Here is an 18,110-nt window from a genome sequence, read left to right as displayed (position 1 = left end):
GGCATCCGCCCTTCCGTCGTCTCGCGGCTCAGGCGGCGGGGCGCGGGGCGGTGTCGCTGCGCTCGTAGAGGAAGAGCAGGATCTCGGCGGCGGTGCCCTGCAGCACCGGGCCGTGTCCGAAGCTCCAGTCGGCGTCGGTCGCGGCGAGTGTGCGCCCTCTCACGACGGCCTTGATCTCGGTCGGGGCTTCGAGCGCGCGGCGCAGGGCCACGGCTCCGGACGCGCGCTCGGGGATCGCGATCGTGAGGCCGAGCGAGGCCGCCACGTCGAGCGCGCCGATGACGGCCTCGGCGAGGGCGCCGATGCCGTTCTGGAAGGTGCCGTCGAGCCCGGTGGGCAGCGCGGTCGGTGCGGATGCATCGGATGCGGATGCGGATGCGGACGGGCGGGCGAGTGCGCTCGCCGTGTCGCGCATGGCGGCGAGGCGCCGCACCGTCGCGGACGGCGTTCCGTCGGCGGATGCCGCGGCGCGGCGCGCGATCGCCAGCTCGGCCGCGCCGGCGCTGAATCCCTGCTCGGCGAGCGAGCGGGCGCTCGTGCGCCAGCGTTCGCCGCGCGGGGTCGACAGGCGCCACGCGAGATGGGCGAGCACGTCGTGCACCGTCCAGGCGGGGCGGCGACTCGTGGTGGTCCAGTCGGCGTCGGGCAGCGGGGCGAGGGCCGTGGTCAGCGAGCCGAGCACGGCGGCGAGTTCGGCGTTCCAGGACGAGGACACGTCGGACTCGTCGTGGCGCGGCCGGTTCGAGAGCGGCAGGTAGCGCGACAGGTCGGACATGCCCTGCAGCCTACGCGTGCGGCGCGGTCGCGGCATCCGCGCGTGACCCCGGACGCGCACGGACGAGCTGTGCTGCGGCCGGGTGACCCCGCCCACCCCCCGCACCGCCGCGGGTGGGAGGCGGACGTGCTCAGGCCTGCGACCAGGCGGGGAGCTGCTGCAGGGTCCAGCGGTTGCCGTCGGGGTCCTTCAGGGTGATGAAGCGGCCCCACGCTTGCTCGTCGACGCCCTCGCATTCGACGCCCTTGGCACGCAGATCCGCGAGCACGGCGTCGGCGTCGGCGATCACCACCTGGATCACGTCGAGGGTGCCCGGCTCGAGGGTGGCGCCCAGGCCCTCGCCGATCGCGATCGAGCAGGCCGAGCCGGGCGGCGTCAGCTGGACGAAGCGCAGGTCGTCGCTGACGCGCTGGTCGTGGTCGGCGTTGAACCCGAGCTTGTCGACGTAGAACGCCTTCGCCCGGTCGACGTCGCTGACGGGCACGTGGATGAGTTCGATCTTCCAGTCCATGGGTTCGCTCCTCGGTAGGGGTGTGGCACGATCCGCTCTCATCGAATCGCCATGCGTCGAGTTTCGCAACGGATGCGGTCATTTCCTGTCCGGATGGATGGAGGAGGCCGGGAGCCCTCGGCGCGACGTCTGCGACGCCCGCAACCCCCCGCGAGCCGCGGTGGGAGGATGGAGGCATGGCACTGCACATCACCGGAGACCCCGCCGCCGACGAACTGCTGAGCGATGACGCGTTCGCGCTGCTCACCGGAATGCTGCTCGACCAGCAGGTCACGATGGAGTCGGCGTTCGCCGGCCCCGTGAAGATCCGCGACCGCGTCGGCTCGATCGACCCCGTCGTCATCGCCGACGTCGCACCCGACGCGTTCGTCGAGGCGTTCAAGCAGACCCCGGCCGTGCACCGCTTCCCCGGCTCGATGGCCGAGCGCGTGCAGACGCTCGCGGCTGCCGTGCGCGACGAGTGGGGCGGCGACGCGACCGAGATCTGGACGCGCGGCGAGCCCACCGGCGCCGAGGTGCTGAAGCGGCTGAAGGCGCTGCCCGGGTTCGGCGACCAGAAGGCCCGCATCTTCCTCGCCCTCCTGGGCAAGCAGTGCGGGCTCGAGGCGCCCGGATGGCGTGACGCCGCGGGCGCCTACGGCGAGGCCGACGCGTACCGTTCGGTCGCCGACATCGTCGACCCCGAATCGCTCGCGAAGGTGCGCGCGACGAAGCAGGCGGCGAAGGCCGCCGCGAAGGCCGCGAAGGGCTGAGCGAGCCCCATACCCCGGAGGGATGCCGGAACCGCTCCGCGGAGGGATGTGCCGGCGGATGCCGCGTGCCAGAGTGAGCGACATGGTCACCTCCGCACGCCCGGGTCCGCCCGTTCCGCCTCCTCCGCCGTCGCCCGCCATGGCGCCCTCGGCGTCGGCGTCGCCTGCCAACTCGCGACGATCGGCCGCGGCATCCGCGCTCCGCTCGGCGCCCGACATGGTGGTGTGGACGCTGACCTCGTTCGTCGCGGTCGTGCTCTACTCGGTGTCGGTCCCGATCGACGCGGCCGTCTACCACGTGCACGTCGCGATCGCGTTCGGCATCGCGCTGCTGCAGGTCGGCAGCCTGCTGCTGGCGATGTGGCAGGGCTGGGCGGCCGTCGCGGCCTTCCTCCTGGGGCAGGCGCTCTTCGGCGTGTTCGGATCGGTCGACCCCGGGCTGCCATGGCCGGTCACCGTGCCCCAGCTCATCGTGCTGTGCGCACTGCTCGTGCTGCTGGCGCTCCGCGGTCGTGCCCGGTGGGCGATGGTGCTCTGGGTGGGCGCGATCGTCGTCCCGCTCGCCGTCGCCTTCCTCCCCGACCGCGGCGCGACCCCCGACGGCGTCGTCGCGAACCTCGTGACGAGCGCTGCGGTGAGCGCCCTCGTGCTCGGCGCCGCGCTCGCGGTCACGGCTGGGCGGGCGAAGCTGTCGGAGCAGCTCGACGAGCAGCGCGCCACGACCGCGGCCGAGTACGAGCGGCGCCTGGTCGCCGAGGAGCGCACCCGCATCGCGCGCGAGATGCACGACGTGGTCGCCCACAGCATGTCGATCATCCAGGTGCAGGCGGCGAGTGCGCCGTACCGGCTCAGCGGCCTCGACGAGGCGACGACGGCCGAGTTCGCCGAGATCGCGGCATCCGCCCGGTCGGCCATGGCCGAGATGCGCGAGCTGCTGACCGTCCTGCGCGATCCTGCCGGCGAGGCCGAGACGGCGCCGCAGCCCGGGCTGGCCCAGCTGCCCGAACTCGTCGCGAGCGTCGAGCGGGCGGGCGTGCCGATCACGCTCGACGTGGCGGCGGGCGCGGTCGACGGCGGCCTCGCCGCGCGCGCGGCGTATCGCATCGTGCAGGAGTCGCTGAGCAACGTGCTGCGGCACGCCCCCGGTGCCCCGACCCTCGTGACGGTGCGCCCGGCGACGGCCGGGAGTGCCGGGCTCGACGTGACGGTGCGCAACCAGGCGTCATCGGATGCCGCGGCTGCGGGTTCGCCCGACGCGGCGACGCCCGCCGCCGCTGTCGGCCCCGTCCTCGATGGAAGTGCCGCCGCCGGCACTGAGCCGCGTGCCGGGCACGGGCTCGTCGGCATCCGCGAGCGCGCCCGCCTCCTGGGTGGCAGGATCGAGAGCGGCGCAACCGCCGATGGCGGTTTCGAGGTGCATGCCGTGCTGCCGCAAGCCGGTGCGGCCGGCACTGCTTCCGTCGCCCACGAGGAGGCCGAATGACGATCACCGTGTTCATCGCCGACGACCAGGCGATGGTCCGGGCGGGCTTCGCGGCCGTGCTCGGCGCTCAGGACGGCATCAGCGTCGTCGGCCAGGCCGCCGACGGCGCCGAGGCGGTGCGGCTGGCGCACGAGCTCCGCCCCGACGTCGTCGTCATGGACGTGCGCATGCCCGTCATGAACGGAATCGAGGCGACGCAGGCGCTGCAGACGCCGCCGCGCTCGAGCGACTACGTGCCGCGCGTGCTCATGCTCACGACGTTCGACATCGACGACTACGTCTACGCGGCCCTGCGCGCCGGAGCGAGCGGGTTCCTGCTGAAGGACGCCCTGCCCGCCGAGGTCGTGAACGCCGTGAGGGTCATCGCCGAGGGCGACGCCCTGCTCGCGCCGAGCGTCACGCGCCGACTCATCGAGCAGGTCGCCCGCCAGGCGCCAGCTCCCCGCGTCGACGACCACCTGATCTCGGCGCTCACCGCGCGCGAGCGCGAGGTGCTCGTGCTCATCGCCCGCGGACGCTCCAACCAGGAGATCGCATCCGACCTGTTCATCGCCGAGCAGACCGTGAAGACGCACGTCGGCAAGATCCTCTCCAAGCTCGCCCTGCGCGACCGCGTGCACGCCGTCGTGCTCGCCTACGACATCGGGCTGGTGCAGCCCGCCCGCTGAACGGATGCCGCGCCGGGCGGCCGTGCTGCGCCGCCGTGCCGCCGGCCGCGTGACGTGCTGCGATACCGCCGTGCCGCACGTGCCCGGCGTGTGGTGTTCCTCCCGGAGACGTGCGCCCCTTCTCTACTTCTCTACTTCTCTACTCCCGCGCTCCCGCGCTCCCGCGTGGACGCATCGTTGCGTCCGCGGCATCCGTATCTCAAAGGGAGGCGGCCCCGCCGCATCCGCAGCCCAGAGGCGCGGTCCGCGGCATCCGCCCGCCATCGCGCCGGTGGGTGTGGCACGGGAGCCAGTACCGGGGTAGGGGGTCGGAACCGCTCCGGCGGGTGATGCTCCCGGGGGCACCGCGTTCCTAACCTGCCGGCACGGGCGGAGACGCCGCCCCGGGGAGGAGCGTCATCGTGACGCTGAACGCAGAACGCATCGCCGTGGCCCGGCCGGCACTGACGACCGGGCCGGCGCCGACGACCCGTCCTGCGACGGGCCGACGCCCGAGTGCCGAGCGCACCGCGGCCGGTGGCCGCGACGCGGCGATCGACGCGGCCCGGGCCGGATGCCTCGTGGTGGTCTTCCTGCTGCACGCGATGATGGTCGGGGTCAGCGTCGGCGCCGACGGCCCCGTGCTCGAGAACGCGCTCGAGGGCTGGGCGTGGTTCGCTCCCGCGACCTGGGTCGTGCAGGTCATGCCGCTCTTCTTCGTGATCGGCGGCTTCGCGGGGTGGACCAGCTGGCGTCGCATGCAGCAGCGCGGACAGGCTGCCGCAGACTTCGTGCGCGGGCGCCTCGCGCGCCTCGTGCGTCCGGCGATCGCGCTGGTCGCGGTCGTCGCGACGGCGCTCGCGGCGCTCGCCATGGCCGGCCTGCCCGCCGAGACGGTCGCGACGGCGGGCTATCGCATCGGCCAGCCGCTGTGGTTCCTCGCCGTGTACATCGCCTGCTCGTCGCTCGTCCCGGTGATGGCCCGGCTGCACGCGCGGCATCCGCTCGCGACGATCGCGGGCCTGCTCGCGGTGGTGGTCGCGGTGGACGCGGTGCGGTTCGCGACCGGCATCGACGCGATCGGATTCGCCAACCTGCTCGCCGTGTGGCTGCTCGTGCAGCAGGGCGGCTTCTTCCTGGCCGACGGCAGCATCGAGCGGATGCCGCGTGGCACACGACTCGGCGCGACGCTCGCGGCGTTCGGGGTGCTGCTCGCGCTCACGGTCGCCGGGCCGTACTCGCCGGACCTGCTCATGAACCTCAATCCGCCGACGGTCTGCCTCGTGGTGCTCGGCGTCGCCCAGCTCGCGCTCTTCTCGCTCGCCCGTCCGACGCTGCGGCGGTGGGCCGATCGCCCGCGCCCGGCGCGTGCAATCGCGAGCTTCGGGGAGTGGGGCATGACGCTCTACCTGTGGCACATGCCCGCGTTCGTGGCGATCGCCGGCGTGCTGCTCGTGCTGCACGAGGTCGCGGGGCTGTCGCTGCCCGTGCCGCTCACCGAGGAGTGGTGGGGGAGCAGGCCGCTCTGGCTCGTCGTCGCGGCGCTCGGCACGGCCGCGCTCGTGCGCGTGTTCGGGCGCTTCGAGCGCCAGCCGGTGCACCGGCCGGTGCACCCGCCGGCAGCGGCGGCGTCGCCCGATCGGGGCATCCGTGGGCTCCGGGCCCTCGTTCCCGCACGGCTCGTCGTGCCGCTCTGGCTCGCGCTGCCGGCGGCCGTGGCCGGGGTAGGCGTCGCGCTCGTCGTCGGGTTCGCGCCGCTGCCGGCCCTCGTCGCGCTGACCCTGCTGGGCATCGCGTTGGCCGGGTCGCGACCGGCGTCCACGCCCGTGGGAGGCAGCGCCGTGCAGCTCAGTCGACCAGGAACTCCGTGATGACGAGTGCCAGGCGCTTCGGTTCCCATTGGTGGTCGGATGCCTCGAGCTCCCGCCGCTCCGCGTGCGGGAGGGTATCGACCAGGGAACGGGCGGCGACCTCCATCACGTCCTGTGTCTGGGAGCCGACGAGCACGAGGGTGCGGGCGTCGATGTCGGCCCAGAGTTCGGCGCGCGGCGCCGACTGGGTCCAGGCGAGGGCCTCCGCGTCGGGTTCGAGGCTCGGGGCCATCGCGGTCATGATGGGCCATCCGCCGCTCGCCCTCGCACCGGCGAGCCATTCGGGCGGCATGTCCTTCATGAAGTACTCGACGGTCGCATCCCCGTCGGCGTCGCGGATGCGCTCGCGCAGGCCGGCCAGGAACTCGGCGCCGCCCGCGCCCCGTTCCTCATCGAGGGGCACCTCGAACAGCACGAGCGCCGAGACCGGGAGGCCGGCGTCGGCAGCGGCGAGAGCGATCGCGCCACCCGAGGAGTTGCCGAAGAGGGCGACGGCGTCGTCGGCGCCCTCGGTGAGCAGGTCGGTGAGGGCTCGCAGGTCGGCGATGGTCTGGGCGAGCGTGATCGGCTGGTCGGCAGGGCTCTCGCCGCGACCGCGGCGGTCGTAGTGCACGACGTCGAAGCCGTGCTCGGCGAGTGCGTTCGCGAGCTCGACGGTCGCCGGGTCGAAGCCGCGGAACTGCATGGCGCCGCCCACGAGGATCACCGGTGGACCCGAGCCGACGCGGTCGAAGGCGATGCGGGTGCCGTCGGCACTCGTTGCGAACGCGGTCATCGACGCCCCCGATCCGAGTCGGGCGGCCGGTGGTGCCGTCCGAACGGCTCCAGCGTAGGCGGTCCCCGCGACACGCGACCAGCCCCCGTCCCGATGTCGGTGGGTGGTGGCAGCATGGGAGTCACAACACCATATGTAGGGGTCGCAGCTTCTCGAACCCCCCAAGTGTCGTAGTTCGCGACACGCCCGGGGGTTCATCCACAAGCGGGAATTCGATCTGGTTACCGGTTGTGGATAACCTCGGCCGGCACCGCGAGAATCCGCGGGTCACCGGGGCATCCGATTGGGGATGGACTGTGGATGAAGCGGTGGAAAACTACAGTGATGTAACTACAGCATGTTGTGGCGGTTCAGTTCGACAGCCACTAGATGTAGTATTGAACTCGCTAGAAATCACGGGGGCGGGCTCCTCCGGAGCCCGAGAAGAACAGGGGAGAACATGACGGTCACGGTCTACACCAAGCCTTCCTGCGTCCAGTGCAACGCCACCTACCGGGCGCTCGACAGCAAGGGCATCGAGTACGAAGTGCTCGACGTCTCGACTGACGAGACGGCACTCGCACAGGTCAAGGAGCTGGGCTACCTGCAGGCCCCGGTCGTCATCACCGACGAAGACCACTGGTCGGGCTTCCGCCCCGACAAAATCGCTGAGCTCGCCTCGCGCCTGGGCTGATCCTCGACCCGCATGGCACCGGTGAGCTCCACGGAGTGAACCGAAGCCGCGGAGGGAGAGCACCCAGCATGACGAACCTCGTCTACTTCTCGAGCGTGTCGGGCAACACCGCGCGCTTCATCGAGAAACTCGGTCGTCCGGCAGATCGCATCCCGCTCCACGCGAAGGATGCCCCGCTTCGTGCGTCCGAACCGTTCGTCCTCGTCCTGCCGACCTACGGCGGCGGCGACGGCAACGGCGCCGTGCCCAAGCAGGTCATCCGGTTCCTCAACGACGAGCACAACCGGTCGCTGATCCGCGGGGTCGTCGGCGCCGGCAACACCAACTTCGGCACGGGCTACTGCCTGGCCGCAGACATCATCGCGGCCAAATGCCATGTGCCGCTCATGTATCGCTTCGAAGTATTCGGAACACCTGACGACGTCAACGCCGTCAACGAGGGATTGGACGCATTTTGGTCAACGCAGCAGCTTCTGACAGCGGTGTAGCCGTGATCGACGCACCGCGCGTGGGTATGGACTACCACTCGCTCAACGCGATGCTGAACCTCTACGGCGACGACGGACAGATCCAGTTCGACAAAGATCGCGAGGCCGCGCGCGAGTACTTCCTCCAGCACGTCAACCAGAACACCGTCTTCTTCCACTCGCTGAAGGAGCGGCTCGACTACCTCGTCGAGAAGGAGTACTACGAGCAGGCCGTGCTCGACCAGTACTCGTTCGAGTTCATCACCAAGCTCAACGACCTCGCCTACTCGAAGAAGTTCCGCTTCGAGACGTTCCTCGGCGCGTTCAAGTACTACACGAGCTACACGCTCAAGACGTTCGACGGCAAGCGCTACCTCGAGCGCTTCGAGGACCGCGTCGTCATGACCGCCCTCGGCCTCGCCCAGGGCGACGAAGAACTCGCGATCAACCTCGTCGAGGAGATCATCGGCGGCCGCTTCCAGCCGGCCACGCCGACGTTCCTCAACACGGGCAAGGCGCAGCGCGGCGAACTCGTCTCCTGCTTCCTGCTCCGCATCGAAGACAACATGGAGTCGATCTCGCGCGGCATCAACTCCGCCCTGCAGCTCTCCAAGCGCGGCGGCGGCGTGGCGCTCTCGCTCTCGAACATCCGCGAGGCCGGTGCCCCGATCAAGCAGATCGAGAACCAGTCCTCCGGCATCATCCCCGTGATGAAGCTCCTCGAAGACAGCTTCAGCTACGCCAACCAGCTCGGTGCCCGCCAGGGCGCCGGCGCGGTGTACCTCAACGCGCACCACCCCGACATCATGAAGTTCCTCGACACCAAGCGTGAGAACGCCGACGAGAAGATCCGCATCAAGACGCTGTCGCTCGGCGTCGTGGTGCCCGACATCACGTTCGAGCTCGCCAAGAACGGCGAGGACATGTACCTCTTCTCGCCGTACGACGTCGAGAAGGTCTACGGCAAGCCGTTCGGCGACATCTCGGTCACCGAGAAGTACCGCGAGATGGTCGACAACCCGCGCATCAAGAAGACCAAGATCAACGCGCGCGAGTTCTTCCAGACCATCGCCGAGATCCAGTTCGAGAGCGGATACCCCTACATCGTGTTCGAGGACACGGTGAACAAGGCGAACCCCATCAAGGGCCGCATCAATATGTCGAACCTCTGCAGCGAGATCCTGCAGGTGAACACCCCGACCACGTACAACGAGGACCTCTCGTACAACGAGATCGGCAAGGACATCAGCTGCAACCTCGGTTCGCTGAACATCGCCCTCACCATGGACTCGCCCGACTTCGGCAAGACCATCGAGACCGCCATCCGCGGCCTCACCGCGGTGTCGAACATGAGCCACATCACCTCGGTGCGCTCGATCGAAGACGGCAACGACAAGTCGCACGCCATCGGCCTCGGCCAGATGAACCTGCACGGCTACCTCGCCCGTGAGCGTGTCTTCTACGGCAGCGAAGAGGGCATCGACTTCACGAACATCTACTTCTACACGGTGCTCTTCCACGCCCTGCGCGCGTCGAACGCTATCGCCACGGAACGCGGCGAGACCTTCGTCGGCTTCGAAGACAGCAAGTACGCGTCGGGCGAGTTCTTCGACAAGTACACGGATGCCGCGTGGGTGCCCGCGACCGCCAAGGTCACGCAGCTCTTCGCCGACTCGAACGTGCACATCCCCACGCAGGAGGACTGGAAGGCGCTGAAGGCGTCGATCCAGGAGCACGGCATCTACAACCAGAACCTGCAGGCCGTGCCGCCCACCGGGTCGATCTCGTACATCAACAACTCGACGTCGTCGATCCACCCGATCGCGGCGAAGATCGAGATCCGCAAGGAAGGCAAGCTCGGTCGCGTGTACTACCCGGCTGCGTTCATGACGAACGACAACCTCGAGTACTACCAGGACGCCTACGAGATCGGCTACGAGAAGGTCATCGACACGTACGCCGCGGCGACGCAGCACGTCGACCAGGGTCTCTCGCTCACCCTGTTCTTCAAGGACACCGCGACCACGCGCGACATCAACAAGGCGCAGATCTACGCATGGCGCAAGGGCATCAAGACCATCTACTACATCCGCCTGCGGCAGATGGCCCTCGAGGGCACCGACATGTCCGAGTGCGTCTCGTGCATGCTCTGACGCCGGGTGAGTAGGCGCGTCAGCGCCGTATCGAGACCCGCCCGCCCCGCGACATCCGTCATCTGAGAGAAGCCGAGAACATGACCCCTCCCGAGAAGCTCAAGCTGGTCGACCACGTGCAGGCGATCAACTGGAACCGCATCCAGGACGACAAGGACCTCGAGGTCTGGAACCGTCTGGTGAACAACTTCTGGCTGCCCGAGAAGATCCCGCTGTCGAACGACATCCAGTCGTGGAACACGCTGACGCCCGAAGAGCAGACGCTCACGATGCGCGTGTTCACGGGGCTCACCCTGCTCGACACGATCCAGGGCACCGTCGGTGCGGTCTCGCTCATTCCCGACGCGATCACCCCGCACGAAGAGGCCGTCTACACGAACATCGCCTTCATGGAGTCGGTGCACGCGAAGAGCTACTCGTCGATCTTCTCGACGCTCTGCTCGACGAAGGACATCGACGAGGCGTTCCGCTGGTCGGTCGAGAACCCGAACCTGCAGAAGAAGGCCTCCATCGTCATGGAGTACTACCAGGGCGACTCCCCGCTGAAGCGCAAGGTCGCCTCGACGCTGCTCGAGAGCTTCCTCTTCTACTCGGGCTTCTACCTGCCGATGTACTGGTCGTCGCGGGCGAAGCTCACCAACACGGCCGACCTCATTCGCCTCATCATCCGCGACGAGGCCGTGCACGGGTACTACATCGGCTACAAGTTCCAGAAGGGCCTCGAGAAGGTCACGCAGGAAGAGCGCGACGACATCAAGGACTACACGTTCTCGTTGCTCTACGAGCTCTACGACAACGAGGTGCAGTACACGCAAGACCTCTACGACGGCGTCGGCCTGACCGAAGATGTCAAGAAGTTCCTGCACTACAACGCCAACAAGGCCCTCATGAACCTCGGCTACGAGGCGATGTTCCCGAAGACCGTCACCGACGTGAACCCGGCGATCCTCTCGGCCCTCTCGCCGAATGCCGACGAGAACCACGACTTCTTCTCGGGGTCGGGCTCCTCGTACGTCATCGGCAAGGCCGTCTCGACCGAAGACGAGGACTGGGACTTCTAGTACGTCTCGGGGCAAGATCCGAATGGCTCCGGACCGCACCTGCGGTCCGGAGCCATTCGCCGTTCGGGCGGGGGCACCTCGTTCACGGGCGCGCGGCGGCTATCGGCTGAGGATGGCGCTCGCGATCGCGTCGACCTCCTGCTCGATGGTCGTCGGCCAGGGCAACGTCGGCTTGTGGAGGCGCAGCGAGGTCAGCCCGTGCAGCGCGGCCCAGGCGCGGGTCGCCAAGACCATGGATGATTCCCGCCCGCCGCGGCGGAGCCAGTCCGCGACATCCTCGAGCAGCGTGTATCCGGGTGTGCCGGGACCCACCGGGATCTCGTAGCGTTCCGCGCTCTCGAACAGGAGTTGGTACGCGCCGGGGTTCGCGAGCCCCCACTGCACGTAGCGAAGGCCGAACCGCGCGAAGGCGTCGGTCGTCACGTCGCCGGCGGGCACCCCCACGGCCGCTCGGAGCAGGACGTTCTGGTCGTCGATCACCGTCGTGACGAGTTCTTCGGCGGAGCCGAAGTGACGGTAGACCGCTGTGGGCGACACGCCAACGGTTCGGGCAAGGGCTCGCAGCGAGAACGGCGGCCCCGCGCGTGGAACGAGGAGGAGCTCACGCGCAGCCGCCACCAGTTCGGCGCGGAGGAGGTCGCCTGATCCGCGCGGATGCTGCACCCGGGGTTGCGTCGTCACGTCGATCAGTGTACACCTGTAAACCAACGAAGGTTTACGGGTGTTAACCCGTTCCCGCAGCCAGGAGGTCTCCATGCCGTTCGCCCCCACCCGTTCGCTCGTCACCGGGGCGAGCTCCGGCATCGGTGCCGCCTTCGCGCGAGCACTCGCCGAGCGCGGATCCGACCTCGTGCTCGTCGCCCGCCGCGAAGATCGCCTGCGGGCGCTCGCGGATGAACTGACCTCACGGCACGGCATCCGGGCCGAGGTCGTGGCAGCGGATCTCGCCGAGGCGAGCATCGGCACTCGACTTCGCGCGCAGACCGGCCCAGTGGACCTGCTCGTGAACAACGCGGGCTTCGCGACGCACGGCCCGCTCGCCGAGTCCGACCCCGAGCGTCTCGAAGAGGAGATCGGCGTCGACGTTCGAGCGCTCGTCTCGCTGACGCGCGCGTACCTGCCCGACCAGCTCGCCGCAGGCCGCGGCGGCATCGTCAACGTCGCGAGCACCGCGGCGTTCCAGCCCGTTCCCGGCATGGCGGTCTACGGAGCCGCGAAGGCGTTCGTCCGCAGCTTCACCGAAGCGGTCTGGCACGAGGCCCGACCGCACGGCGTGAAGGTGCTCTCCCTCTCGCCCGGCTCGACCCGCACCGAGTTCTTCGACGTGGTCGGAACCAGGTCAGCCGCGGTCGGCAGGTTCCAAACCCCCGAGACGGTCGTCGCGATCGCGCTGCGCGCGCTCGAAGCTCGCCGACCGGGACCCGGCGTCGTCTGCGGCGCGGCGAACGCGACGACCGCCTGGCTCACGCGGTTCATGCCCCGACGAATGCTGATCGACCTCAGCGCGCGGATGGTGCGCTGATGAGCATCGCCTTCCTGCTGACCACCCTCGTCGTGGTCGCGACCCCCGGCACCGGGGCCGTGTACTCGATCGCGGCGGGCCTGTCGCGCGGAGCACGGGCCGGCATCGTCGCCGCGCTCGGATGCACGATCGGCGTCGTCCCCCACATGGTCGCCGCGATCACCGGGCTCGCCGCGATCCTGAACTCCTCCGCGGTGGCGTTCCAGACGATCAAGTGGCTCGGCGTCGCGTACCTGCTCCTCCTCGCATGGCAGACCCTGCGCGACCGGTCGGTGATTCAGGTGGACGCCGATTCCCGGCCCATCTCCTCCTGGCGCGTCATCCGCACGGCCGTGCTCATCAACCTGCTGAACCCGAAGTTGACCATCTTCTTCTTCGCCTTCCTTCCCCAGTTCGTTCCCGCGGGGAGTCCGGGTGGCGCGTGGCAGATGACGGGGCTCAGCCTCGTGTTCATGGCACTCACGTTCATCGTGTTCGCGCTCTACGGGGTGTTCGCCGCCACGATGCGCAACCGCGTCATCAGTCGCCCCGGCGTCATGGCCTGGCTGCGCCGCACCTTCGCGGGCACCTATGTGCTGCTCGCCGGACGCCTGGCCTTCGAGCGGCAGTAGCCGCGGCATCCGGGTCGTGGACCCGACGGGTGTCGGCCGCACGAGGGGCTCCGGACTAGGCCGGATCGACCCGCCACCGCATCAGCACGTTGCCCGACTCCGGCCAGGCGCGCGTCTCGAGGAGCTTCAGCGCGACGGGCGGGCGTGAGTCGAACAGCGGGACTCCGCCGCCTGCGATCAGGGGGAACGTGACGAGGTGGAGCTCGTCGACGAGTCCGGCGTGCATCAGGTCGTTCCACAGGACACGCCCCAAGAGGACCAGGATGCCGCGGCCGTCGGCCCGCTTGAGTGCGGCGACCTCGCTTCGGGCATCTGCGACGCTGACGATCCTCGTGCGCGGGTAGGGTGCGAGGTCGTCAGGCGTGATGGTGTCGGACACGATCACCTTCTCGACCTGGTCGAAGAGTTCGGCGAACCGGCGACGGATCGCCGTCGCACCGGGATCCTCGCGGACGCCCGCCCAGTACCCGAGGTTGCCGAGGGATGAGCGCCGCCCCGACAGCAGGAGCGTGTCGGCCTCGGCGAGCAGGCTCGTCGTGCAGAAGTCGAAGCTGTCGGCACCGTGGTAGTCGGGATGCTGATGCTCGAAGAACGAGGCGATGTCGTGATCGTCGTCTTCGTACCGACCGTCGACCGTGACGAAGTTGCAGACCGTGAGCGTGCGCATGGCGCAACGCTAGACCGGCACCGCGGTGCGTGTCAGGTGGTTTCCCGCGGCGGGTTGAACATGAACTCGATGCGGATGCCGTTGTCGTCCTCGACGAAGGCCGCGTAGTAGCGGTCGCTGAACCGTGTGAACACCTTCGGTCCGCTGACCGCCGTCCAGCCCGCGTCGATCGCGATCGCGTGCAGGCGATCGACCTCGGCGCGCGAGTCGACGGGAAAGGCGAGGTGCTGCCAGCCGACGCGGCCGTGCCGGTGCGGTCCGGTGCCCGGTTCGCGGGCGGGGAAGAGGATCAGCTCATCCTCGCCCTTGTACCAGGACACTCCGTTGTCGGCATCCTGTCGCGTGCAACCGAGCGCCGTCATCACCGGGTCGAACTGGGCGATCGAGCGGGGCAGGTCGTCGACGGAGATGCCGATGTGGTCGAAGAGACGCATCCGGACATCCTATTCAGGAGCTGATCGCCGGTGCCTGGCCGTCGACTTCGGAACGCCACGATCGAGCGGATGCAGCTCCCGTGTCGGCACATGCGACCAGAATCGAATGGTGACGACACCCGCCGCCGACTTCATCGACCGCACCCTCCGGGCGGAGGGGTCCGAGGAGCGCGCGAGCGCGGATGCCGCGCGCATCGGCGGCGGGCTGCGGTTCACCGGCGCCTCGGTGGGGGCCGTTCGGGGCGCGGTGCGAGACGCCCGCCGGCGGCATCCGGAACTGACGCATGACGAGGTCACCGCGCTCGCATCGGACCTGTGGTCGGAGCCGGTGTACGAGCGTCGGCTCGCCGCGGTCGTGCTGCTCCAGGGCCAGGTGCAGACCCTGCTCGTCAGTGACTTCACCCGCCTCGAGCAGATGCTCCGCTCGGCCGGCGTGCGAGAACTCGTCGACCCGCTCATGACGGATGTCGCGCTGCCACTGCTCGACCGACTCGAGTCGGTCGACGCGGTTCGCGCTCGACGCATCGTCGAGCGGTGGGAGGGCGAAGGCCTGGTGGGCGCGGAACACCGCGGCTGAATGTCCCGTGTCGAGGGCTCCCCGGTGCCATGATGTGAGCACGTTTCAGCTCACGATCGGGGGATATTCGTGAAGACAGATCGCGCGAGGATGCCGGGGCGCCTCGCAATCGCCGTCACCTCGATCGCCGTCGTGGTGGCCCTCGCCGGATGCGCCGAGGGGGCCGACAGCGTCGACCGGGCCAAGGCGCAGGTCGCCGCCAAGGAGAAGGCCGTGGCCGGCGCCCAGTCGGAGTTCGACGCCGCGTCGAAGGAGTTCTGCGGCGCGAGCCGCGACTACATCGACGCGCTCGACCGGTACGGCGACGTGCTGAACGACACCGCGCCCACCGTCGGCGACGTGCGCGTGGCGGGTGCCGACCTGTCGGATCCCCGCGATGACGCGTTCGACGGCGCCGAAGCCGCGGTCGACGCGCAGCAGGCCCTCGTGGTCGCCCAGCAGGAGCTCGTCGAAGCGCAGGCCGCCCTGGCCGCAGCCGAGGCCGGGCCCTCGGGCACGCCATCGGTCGCGGAACCGACCGAGCCGCCGACCAGCACGCCGCTGGCGCCGGCATCCACCGTCGATCGGGTGAAGCAGGCGGATGCCGACTTCGCTGACGCGCAGGACGCCGTCACCGAGCAGACGACCCTGACCGACGCATCCGAGCAGTTCAACAGCGCGGTCGTCGCGCTCGAGATGGCGTGGCTCCGGCTCTTCGCGGATGCCGGATGCCTCACCGACGACCAGCAGGTGGAGGCCGAGGCCGCCGTCGGCGCATACACGTTCGCGCTGCAGCAGGACCTCGCCACGGCCGGCTACTACGGCGGAGCCGTCGACGGCGTGTCGGGCCCGCTGACGGTGCAGGCGATCGAGGACCTCCAGGAGGCGAACGGGTTGCCGGTCACGGGCACGGTCGACAAGGCGACGGCCGCGGCGCTGCAGGCCGAGCTGGTCGCGCTCGGGGGCGCTGCCGCGCAGGACTCGCTGGCCTCGACGGCCGCCGTGCAGCAGACGCTGAAGCTCGCCGGCTTCTGGGACGGGCCGGTCGACGGGGTATGGAGCGATGAGCTCACCGCCGCGGTGCAGGCCTTCCAGACCGAGCTCGGCGTCGAGCCGACCGGTGCGGTCGACGCCGCGACGATCGCCGCCTTCGAACACGCGATCGCCGAGCTCACCGCACCGGATGCCGAGCCGAGCCCGACCGAGACCCCGGAGAGCCCGCCCCCGACGTCGTGATCAAGTTCGGGAGCATGGCGCCTCGGGCAGGCGCGCGAAGGCCCGGTGGGAGGATGAGGCATGGCTGACGCGCTGGCCGACATCGCGAACGAGCTGTACGAGCTGCCGCCCGACGAGTTCACCGCGGCCCGCAACGCCCGCACGAAGGAGCTGCGGGGGAGCGATCGCGCCCTCGCCGACGTGGTGGGCGAGCTCCGCCGCCCCTCGGCCGCGGCGTGGCTCGTGAACCAGCTCACGCGACGTCGGGCCGACGAGCTGGCGCAGCTGCTCGACCTCGGCGGGCAGCTCCGTGAGGCGCAGGCCGAGGTCGACGCATCCGCCCTGGTCGCCCTCGCGAAGGAGCGAAGAAAGGTCGTCCGCGCGCTCGCGAACGATGCGGGCACGCTCGCCGAGGAGCTGGGGCATCCGGTGCGCGGGCCGGTGCTCGACGACGTCGCCGCGACATTGCAGGCCGCGATGACGGATGCCGCGGCATCCGATGCCGTGCTCACGGGCCGGCTCACCCGCAGCCTGGAGGCGATCGGCACCGAGGTCGACCTGACCGACGCGGTGGCCGCGTGGTCGGCCGCCGAGGGGACGACCCGGTCGGGCGGGCCGGCGCCGCGCGATGAGGTCGGCGAACGTCGCGCGAAGAAGCAACGGCAGGCCGACGAGGTCGAGGCTGAGAAGCGGGCCGCCGAACTCGCGAAGGCCGAGAAGTCGGCACAGGCTGCGGAGGGGGCTGCCGACGAGGCATCCGCTCGACTCGGCGATGCGCGTGCCGAGGTCGAGCAGGCGACGTCGACCAGGGACGAGCTGCGGGAGGCCCTGCGGGAGCTCGAAGCGCGTCTCGCCGACGCCGAGCACGCGCTCGCCGAGGCCGAAGGCGAGGCGCACGAGCGCGAGGATGAGCGCGACGCCGCGGTTCGTGCGGCCGAGGCTGCCCGGACGGTGGCCGACGGGCTTCGCAGCCCGCGCGACTGACGCGACACATCGTTCGTGCGACCGCGCGCGGTTCGTCCGACCACGCGGGGTTCGCGCGACCACGCGTCGGTTCGTGCGACCACGCGTCGGAACACCTGTGGGCCCACCGAACACACCGGCTGGCGTGCTCCTCCCGGAGAACCGTGTTCGTGTGCGCGCCACGTCGGAGGGGCGTGCGAGACTGCCTCGGTGACGGACATCGAGATGGCGCGCATCGACGGCGGCACCGTCGCGCTGCACGACGCGCGGCGCAAGGTGCGCTGGAGCGTCGAGCTCGAGCCGTTCGAGCTCGGGGTGTACCCGGTGACGCAGGAGCAGCTCGCCGAGCTGCTGGGCGAGACCGCGACGCATCCGCGGCGGCCGGCGACCGACGTGAGCTGGCTGCGGGCCATTCGGTTCTGCAACGCGGCATCCGAATGGGAGGGCCTCGAGCCCGCCTACACGTACGACGGTGAAGACGTCACGTGGCACGTCGACGCCGACGGGTTCCGCCTGCCGACCGAGGCCGAGTGGGAGTTCGCGTGCCGGGCAGGCTCGACGCGCCCGCACTACGGCCCGCTCGACGAGGTCGCCTGGACGAGCGCCGACGGCGTGACCGCTCCTCAAGACGTCGGCGGCAAGCATCCGAATCTCAATGGCTTGTTCGACACGCTCGGCAACGTCTGGGAGTGGTGCTGGGACCTGCTCGACCCGGCGCGCTACGACGCGTACCGGGTGTTCCGCGGCGGCGGATACGCCGACGACGCGTGGAGCGTGCGCGCCTCGGTGCGCCGCGGGGGAGCGCCGCGCATGCACCACGAAGACGTCGGGTTCCGGGTCGCGCGCGGCGGCTTCGACACGACGGATGCCGCGCAGGGTTGGTCTGCGGCGGCAGACCTCGAGCGGGCCGAGGTCGACGGGCCGCTGCCGCCGGGGTGGACGCCGCGCCAGGCGTGACGCGTGGGCGACAGCCG

Annotated in this window: 20 protein-coding genes; 14 read left to right on the top strand and 6 right to left on the bottom strand. The window is 70.0% G+C overall.

All coding sequences use genetic code 11. The annotated features are described in order from the left end of the window. Positions 1–28: 28 nt before the first annotated feature. Positions 29–775 (bottom strand): maleylpyruvate isomerase family mycothiol-dependent enzyme, encoded by a 747-nt coding sequence (locus ACR3IO_RS07240; RefSeq protein ID WP_434070497.1) that lies wholly within the window; start codon positions 773–775, stop codon positions 29–31. 130 nt (positions 776–905) lie between these two features. Continuing rightward, positions 906–1,286 carry a glyoxalase superfamily protein gene (locus tag ACR3IO_RS07235; RefSeq protein ID WP_434070496.1) on the bottom strand — a complete coding sequence of 127 codons (381 nt, stop codon included), beginning with the start codon at positions 1,284–1,286 and terminating at the stop codon, positions 906–908. A 176-nt stretch (positions 1,287–1,462) separates the two neighbouring features. Here ACR3IO_RS07235 and ACR3IO_RS07230 point away from each other — a divergent pair, with 176 nt between their 5' ends. The 4 genes from ACR3IO_RS07230 (at position 1,463) to ACR3IO_RS07215 (ending at position 6,039) form a co-directional block, all read left to right on the top strand. After that, complete coding sequence (locus ACR3IO_RS07230) at positions 1,463–2,038, top strand: HhH-GPD-type base excision DNA repair protein (protein ID WP_434070495.1); 576 nt, start codon at positions 1,463–1,465, stop codon at positions 2,036–2,038. Between the two features lie 82 nt (positions 2,039–2,120). After that, the gene (locus ACR3IO_RS07225; protein WP_434070494.1) at positions 2,121–3,521 is read left to right on the top strand and encodes a sensor histidine kinase; all 1,401 of its coding nucleotides are present in this window, start codon (positions 2,121–2,123) and stop codon (positions 3,519–3,521) included. Next, positions 3,518–4,189, top strand: coding sequence for a response regulator (locus tag ACR3IO_RS07220; RefSeq protein WP_434070493.1), 672 nt, complete (start codon positions 3,518–3,520; stop codon positions 4,187–4,189). The genes ACR3IO_RS07225 and ACR3IO_RS07220 overlap by 4 nt, the downstream gene beginning before the upstream one ends. 401 nt (positions 4,190–4,590) lie before the next feature. Then, positions 4,591–6,039, top strand: a complete 1,449-nt coding sequence (locus ACR3IO_RS07215) for an acyltransferase family protein (RefSeq protein ID WP_434070492.1) — start codon at positions 4,591–4,593, stop codon at positions 6,037–6,039. On the opposite strand, the gene ACR3IO_RS07210 is transcribed toward ACR3IO_RS07215, so the two are convergent. Further along, positions 6,017–6,814 carry an alpha/beta fold hydrolase gene (locus ACR3IO_RS07210; RefSeq protein ID WP_434070491.1) on the bottom strand — a complete coding sequence of 266 codons (798 nt, stop codon included), beginning with the start codon at positions 6,812–6,814 and terminating at the stop codon, positions 6,017–6,019. The genes ACR3IO_RS07215 and ACR3IO_RS07210 overlap by 23 nt on opposite strands. A gap of 439 nt (positions 6,815–7,253) precedes the next feature. Here ACR3IO_RS07210 and nrdH point away from each other — a divergent pair, with 439 nt between their 5' ends. The 4 genes from nrdH to nrdF all read left to right on the top strand — a co-directional run bounded on the left by nrdH (position 7,254) and on the right by nrdF (position 11,168). Then, positions 7,254–7,487, top strand: coding sequence for a glutaredoxin-like protein NrdH (gene nrdH / locus ACR3IO_RS07205; RefSeq protein ID WP_157425962.1), 234 nt, complete (start codon positions 7,254–7,256; stop codon positions 7,485–7,487). A gap of 68 nt (positions 7,488–7,555) precedes the next feature. Continuing rightward, positions 7,556–7,975, top strand: a complete 420-nt coding sequence (nrdI, locus tag ACR3IO_RS07200) for a class Ib ribonucleoside-diphosphate reductase assembly flavoprotein NrdI (protein WP_434070490.1) — start codon at positions 7,556–7,558, stop codon at positions 7,973–7,975. A 26-nt stretch (positions 7,976–8,001) separates the two neighbouring features. After that, the gene (gene nrdE, locus ACR3IO_RS07195) at positions 8,002–10,107 is read left to right on the top strand and encodes a class 1b ribonucleoside-diphosphate reductase subunit alpha (protein WP_434070578.1); all 2,106 of its coding nucleotides are present in this window, start codon (positions 8,002–8,004) and stop codon (positions 10,105–10,107) included. An 80-nt stretch (positions 10,108–10,187) separates the two neighbouring features. Beyond that, entirely contained in the window at positions 10,188–11,168 is a 981-nt protein-coding gene (nrdF, locus tag ACR3IO_RS07190; protein ID WP_434070489.1) for a class 1b ribonucleoside-diphosphate reductase subunit beta, read from the top strand. 99 nt (positions 11,169–11,267) lie between these two features. Here nrdF and ACR3IO_RS07185 read toward each other — a convergent pair whose 3' ends face one another. Then, on the bottom strand, positions 11,268–11,849 hold the full coding sequence (locus ACR3IO_RS07185) for a TetR/AcrR family transcriptional regulator (protein ID WP_434070488.1): 582 nt from the start codon (positions 11,847–11,849) through the stop codon (positions 11,268–11,270). Positions 11,850–11,922: 73 nt separating this feature from the next. On the opposite strand from ACR3IO_RS07185, the gene ACR3IO_RS07180 reads away from it, so the two are divergent. After that, positions 11,923–12,690: an SDR family NAD(P)-dependent oxidoreductase gene (locus ACR3IO_RS07180; protein WP_434070487.1), complete on the top strand. Its 768-nt coding sequence runs from the start codon at positions 11,923–11,925 to the stop codon at positions 12,688–12,690. Beyond that, positions 12,690–13,301 (top strand): LysE family translocator, encoded by a 612-nt coding sequence (locus tag ACR3IO_RS07175; RefSeq protein ID WP_434070486.1) that lies wholly within the window; start codon positions 12,690–12,692, stop codon positions 13,299–13,301. Before ACR3IO_RS07180 ends, ACR3IO_RS07175 begins: the two co-directional genes overlap by 1 nt. 55 nt (positions 13,302–13,356) lie before the next feature. On the opposite strand, the gene ACR3IO_RS07170 is transcribed toward ACR3IO_RS07175, so the two are convergent. Both ACR3IO_RS07170 and ACR3IO_RS07165 read right to left on the bottom strand, forming a co-directional pair. Next, on the bottom strand, positions 13,357–13,968 hold the full coding sequence (locus ACR3IO_RS07170) for a dihydrofolate reductase family protein (protein ID WP_434070485.1): 612 nt from the start codon (positions 13,966–13,968) through the stop codon (positions 13,357–13,359). Between the two features lie 32 nt (positions 13,969–14,000). Next, positions 14,001–14,402, bottom strand: a complete 402-nt coding sequence (locus ACR3IO_RS07165) for a VOC family protein (protein ID WP_434070484.1) — start codon at positions 14,400–14,402, stop codon at positions 14,001–14,003. A gap of 106 nt (positions 14,403–14,508) precedes the next feature. Between ACR3IO_RS07165 and ACR3IO_RS07160 the strand changes: the two genes are divergently transcribed. The 4 genes from ACR3IO_RS07160 to ACR3IO_RS07145 all read left to right on the top strand — a co-directional run bounded on the left by ACR3IO_RS07160 (position 14,509) and on the right by ACR3IO_RS07145 (position 18,093). Then, positions 14,509–14,979 (top strand): DNA alkylation repair protein, encoded by a 471-nt coding sequence (locus tag ACR3IO_RS07160; RefSeq protein WP_434070483.1) that lies wholly within the window; start codon positions 14,509–14,511, stop codon positions 14,977–14,979. 69 nt (positions 14,980–15,048) lie between these two features. Beyond that, positions 15,049–16,194, top strand: a complete 1,146-nt coding sequence (locus ACR3IO_RS07155; protein ID WP_434070482.1) for a peptidoglycan-binding domain-containing protein — start codon at positions 15,049–15,051, stop codon at positions 16,192–16,194. Between the two features lie 60 nt (positions 16,195–16,254). Further along, positions 16,255–17,157, top strand: a complete 903-nt coding sequence (locus tag ACR3IO_RS07150) for a transposase (RefSeq protein WP_434070481.1) — start codon at positions 16,255–16,257, stop codon at positions 17,155–17,157. Positions 17,158–17,346: 189 nt separating this feature from the next. Next, positions 17,347–18,093 carry a formylglycine-generating enzyme family protein gene (locus ACR3IO_RS07145; protein WP_434070480.1) on the top strand — a complete coding sequence of 249 codons (747 nt, stop codon included), beginning with the start codon at positions 17,347–17,349 and terminating at the stop codon, positions 18,091–18,093. Positions 18,094–18,110: the final 17 nt, after the last annotated feature.

The sequence above is a fragment of the Agromyces sp. Marseille-Q5079 genome, assembly GCF_051016555.1.
Taxonomy (GTDB): domain Bacteria; phylum Actinomycetota; class Actinomycetes; order Actinomycetales; family Microbacteriaceae; genus Agromyces.
This window is presented reverse-complemented; position numbering and strand designations above follow the sequence as displayed.

What these genes read in the sequence shown, in the direction of transcription:
- ACR3IO_RS07235 (WP_434070496.1), bottom strand. Translation starts at nt 1,286, where the DNA reads ATGGACTGGAAGATCGAACTCATCCACGTGCCCGTCAGCGACGTCGAC.
- ACR3IO_RS07165 (WP_434070484.1), bottom strand. Translation starts at nt 14,402, where the DNA reads ATGCGTCTCTTCGACCACATCGGCATCTCCGTCGACGACCTGCCCCGC.
- ACR3IO_RS07220 (WP_434070493.1), top strand. Translation starts at nt 3,518, where the DNA reads ATGACGATCACCGTGTTCATCGCCGACGACCAGGCGATGGTCCGGGCG.
- nrdH (WP_157425962.1), top strand. Translation starts at nt 7,254, where the DNA reads ATGACGGTCACGGTCTACACCAAGCCTTCCTGCGTCCAGTGCAACGCC.
- ACR3IO_RS07210 (WP_434070491.1), bottom strand. Translation starts at nt 6,814, where the DNA reads ATGACCGCGTTCGCAACGAGTGCCGACGGCACCCGCATCGCCTTCGAC.
- nrdI (WP_434070490.1), top strand. Translation starts at nt 7,556, where the DNA reads ATGACGAACCTCGTCTACTTCTCGAGCGTGTCGGGCAACACCGCGCGC.
- ACR3IO_RS07240 (WP_434070497.1), bottom strand. Translation starts at nt 775, where the DNA reads ATGTCCGACCTGTCGCGCTACCTGCCGCTCTCGAACCGGCCGCGCCAC.
- ACR3IO_RS07225 (WP_434070494.1), top strand. Translation starts at nt 2,121, where the DNA reads ATGGTCACCTCCGCACGCCCGGGTCCGCCCGTTCCGCCTCCTCCGCCG.
- ACR3IO_RS07170 (WP_434070485.1), bottom strand. Translation starts at nt 13,968, where the DNA reads ATGCGCACGCTCACGGTCTGCAACTTCGTCACGGTCGACGGTCGGTAC.
- ACR3IO_RS07180 (WP_434070487.1), top strand. Translation starts at nt 11,923, where the DNA reads ATGCCGTTCGCCCCCACCCGTTCGCTCGTCACCGGGGCGAGCTCCGGC.
- ACR3IO_RS07150 (WP_434070481.1), top strand. Translation starts at nt 16,255, where the DNA reads ATGGCTGACGCGCTGGCCGACATCGCGAACGAGCTGTACGAGCTGCCG.
- ACR3IO_RS07175 (WP_434070486.1), top strand. Translation starts at nt 12,690, where the DNA reads ATGAGCATCGCCTTCCTGCTGACCACCCTCGTCGTGGTCGCGACCCCC.
- nrdE (WP_434070578.1), top strand. Translation starts at nt 8,002, where the DNA reads ATGGACTACCACTCGCTCAACGCGATGCTGAACCTCTACGGCGACGAC.
- ACR3IO_RS07160 (WP_434070483.1), top strand. Translation starts at nt 14,509, where the DNA reads ATGGTGACGACACCCGCCGCCGACTTCATCGACCGCACCCTCCGGGCG.
- ACR3IO_RS07230 (WP_434070495.1), top strand. Translation starts at nt 1,463, where the DNA reads ATGGCACTGCACATCACCGGAGACCCCGCCGCCGACGAACTGCTGAGC.
- nrdF (WP_434070489.1), top strand. Translation starts at nt 10,188, where the DNA reads ATGACCCCTCCCGAGAAGCTCAAGCTGGTCGACCACGTGCAGGCGATC.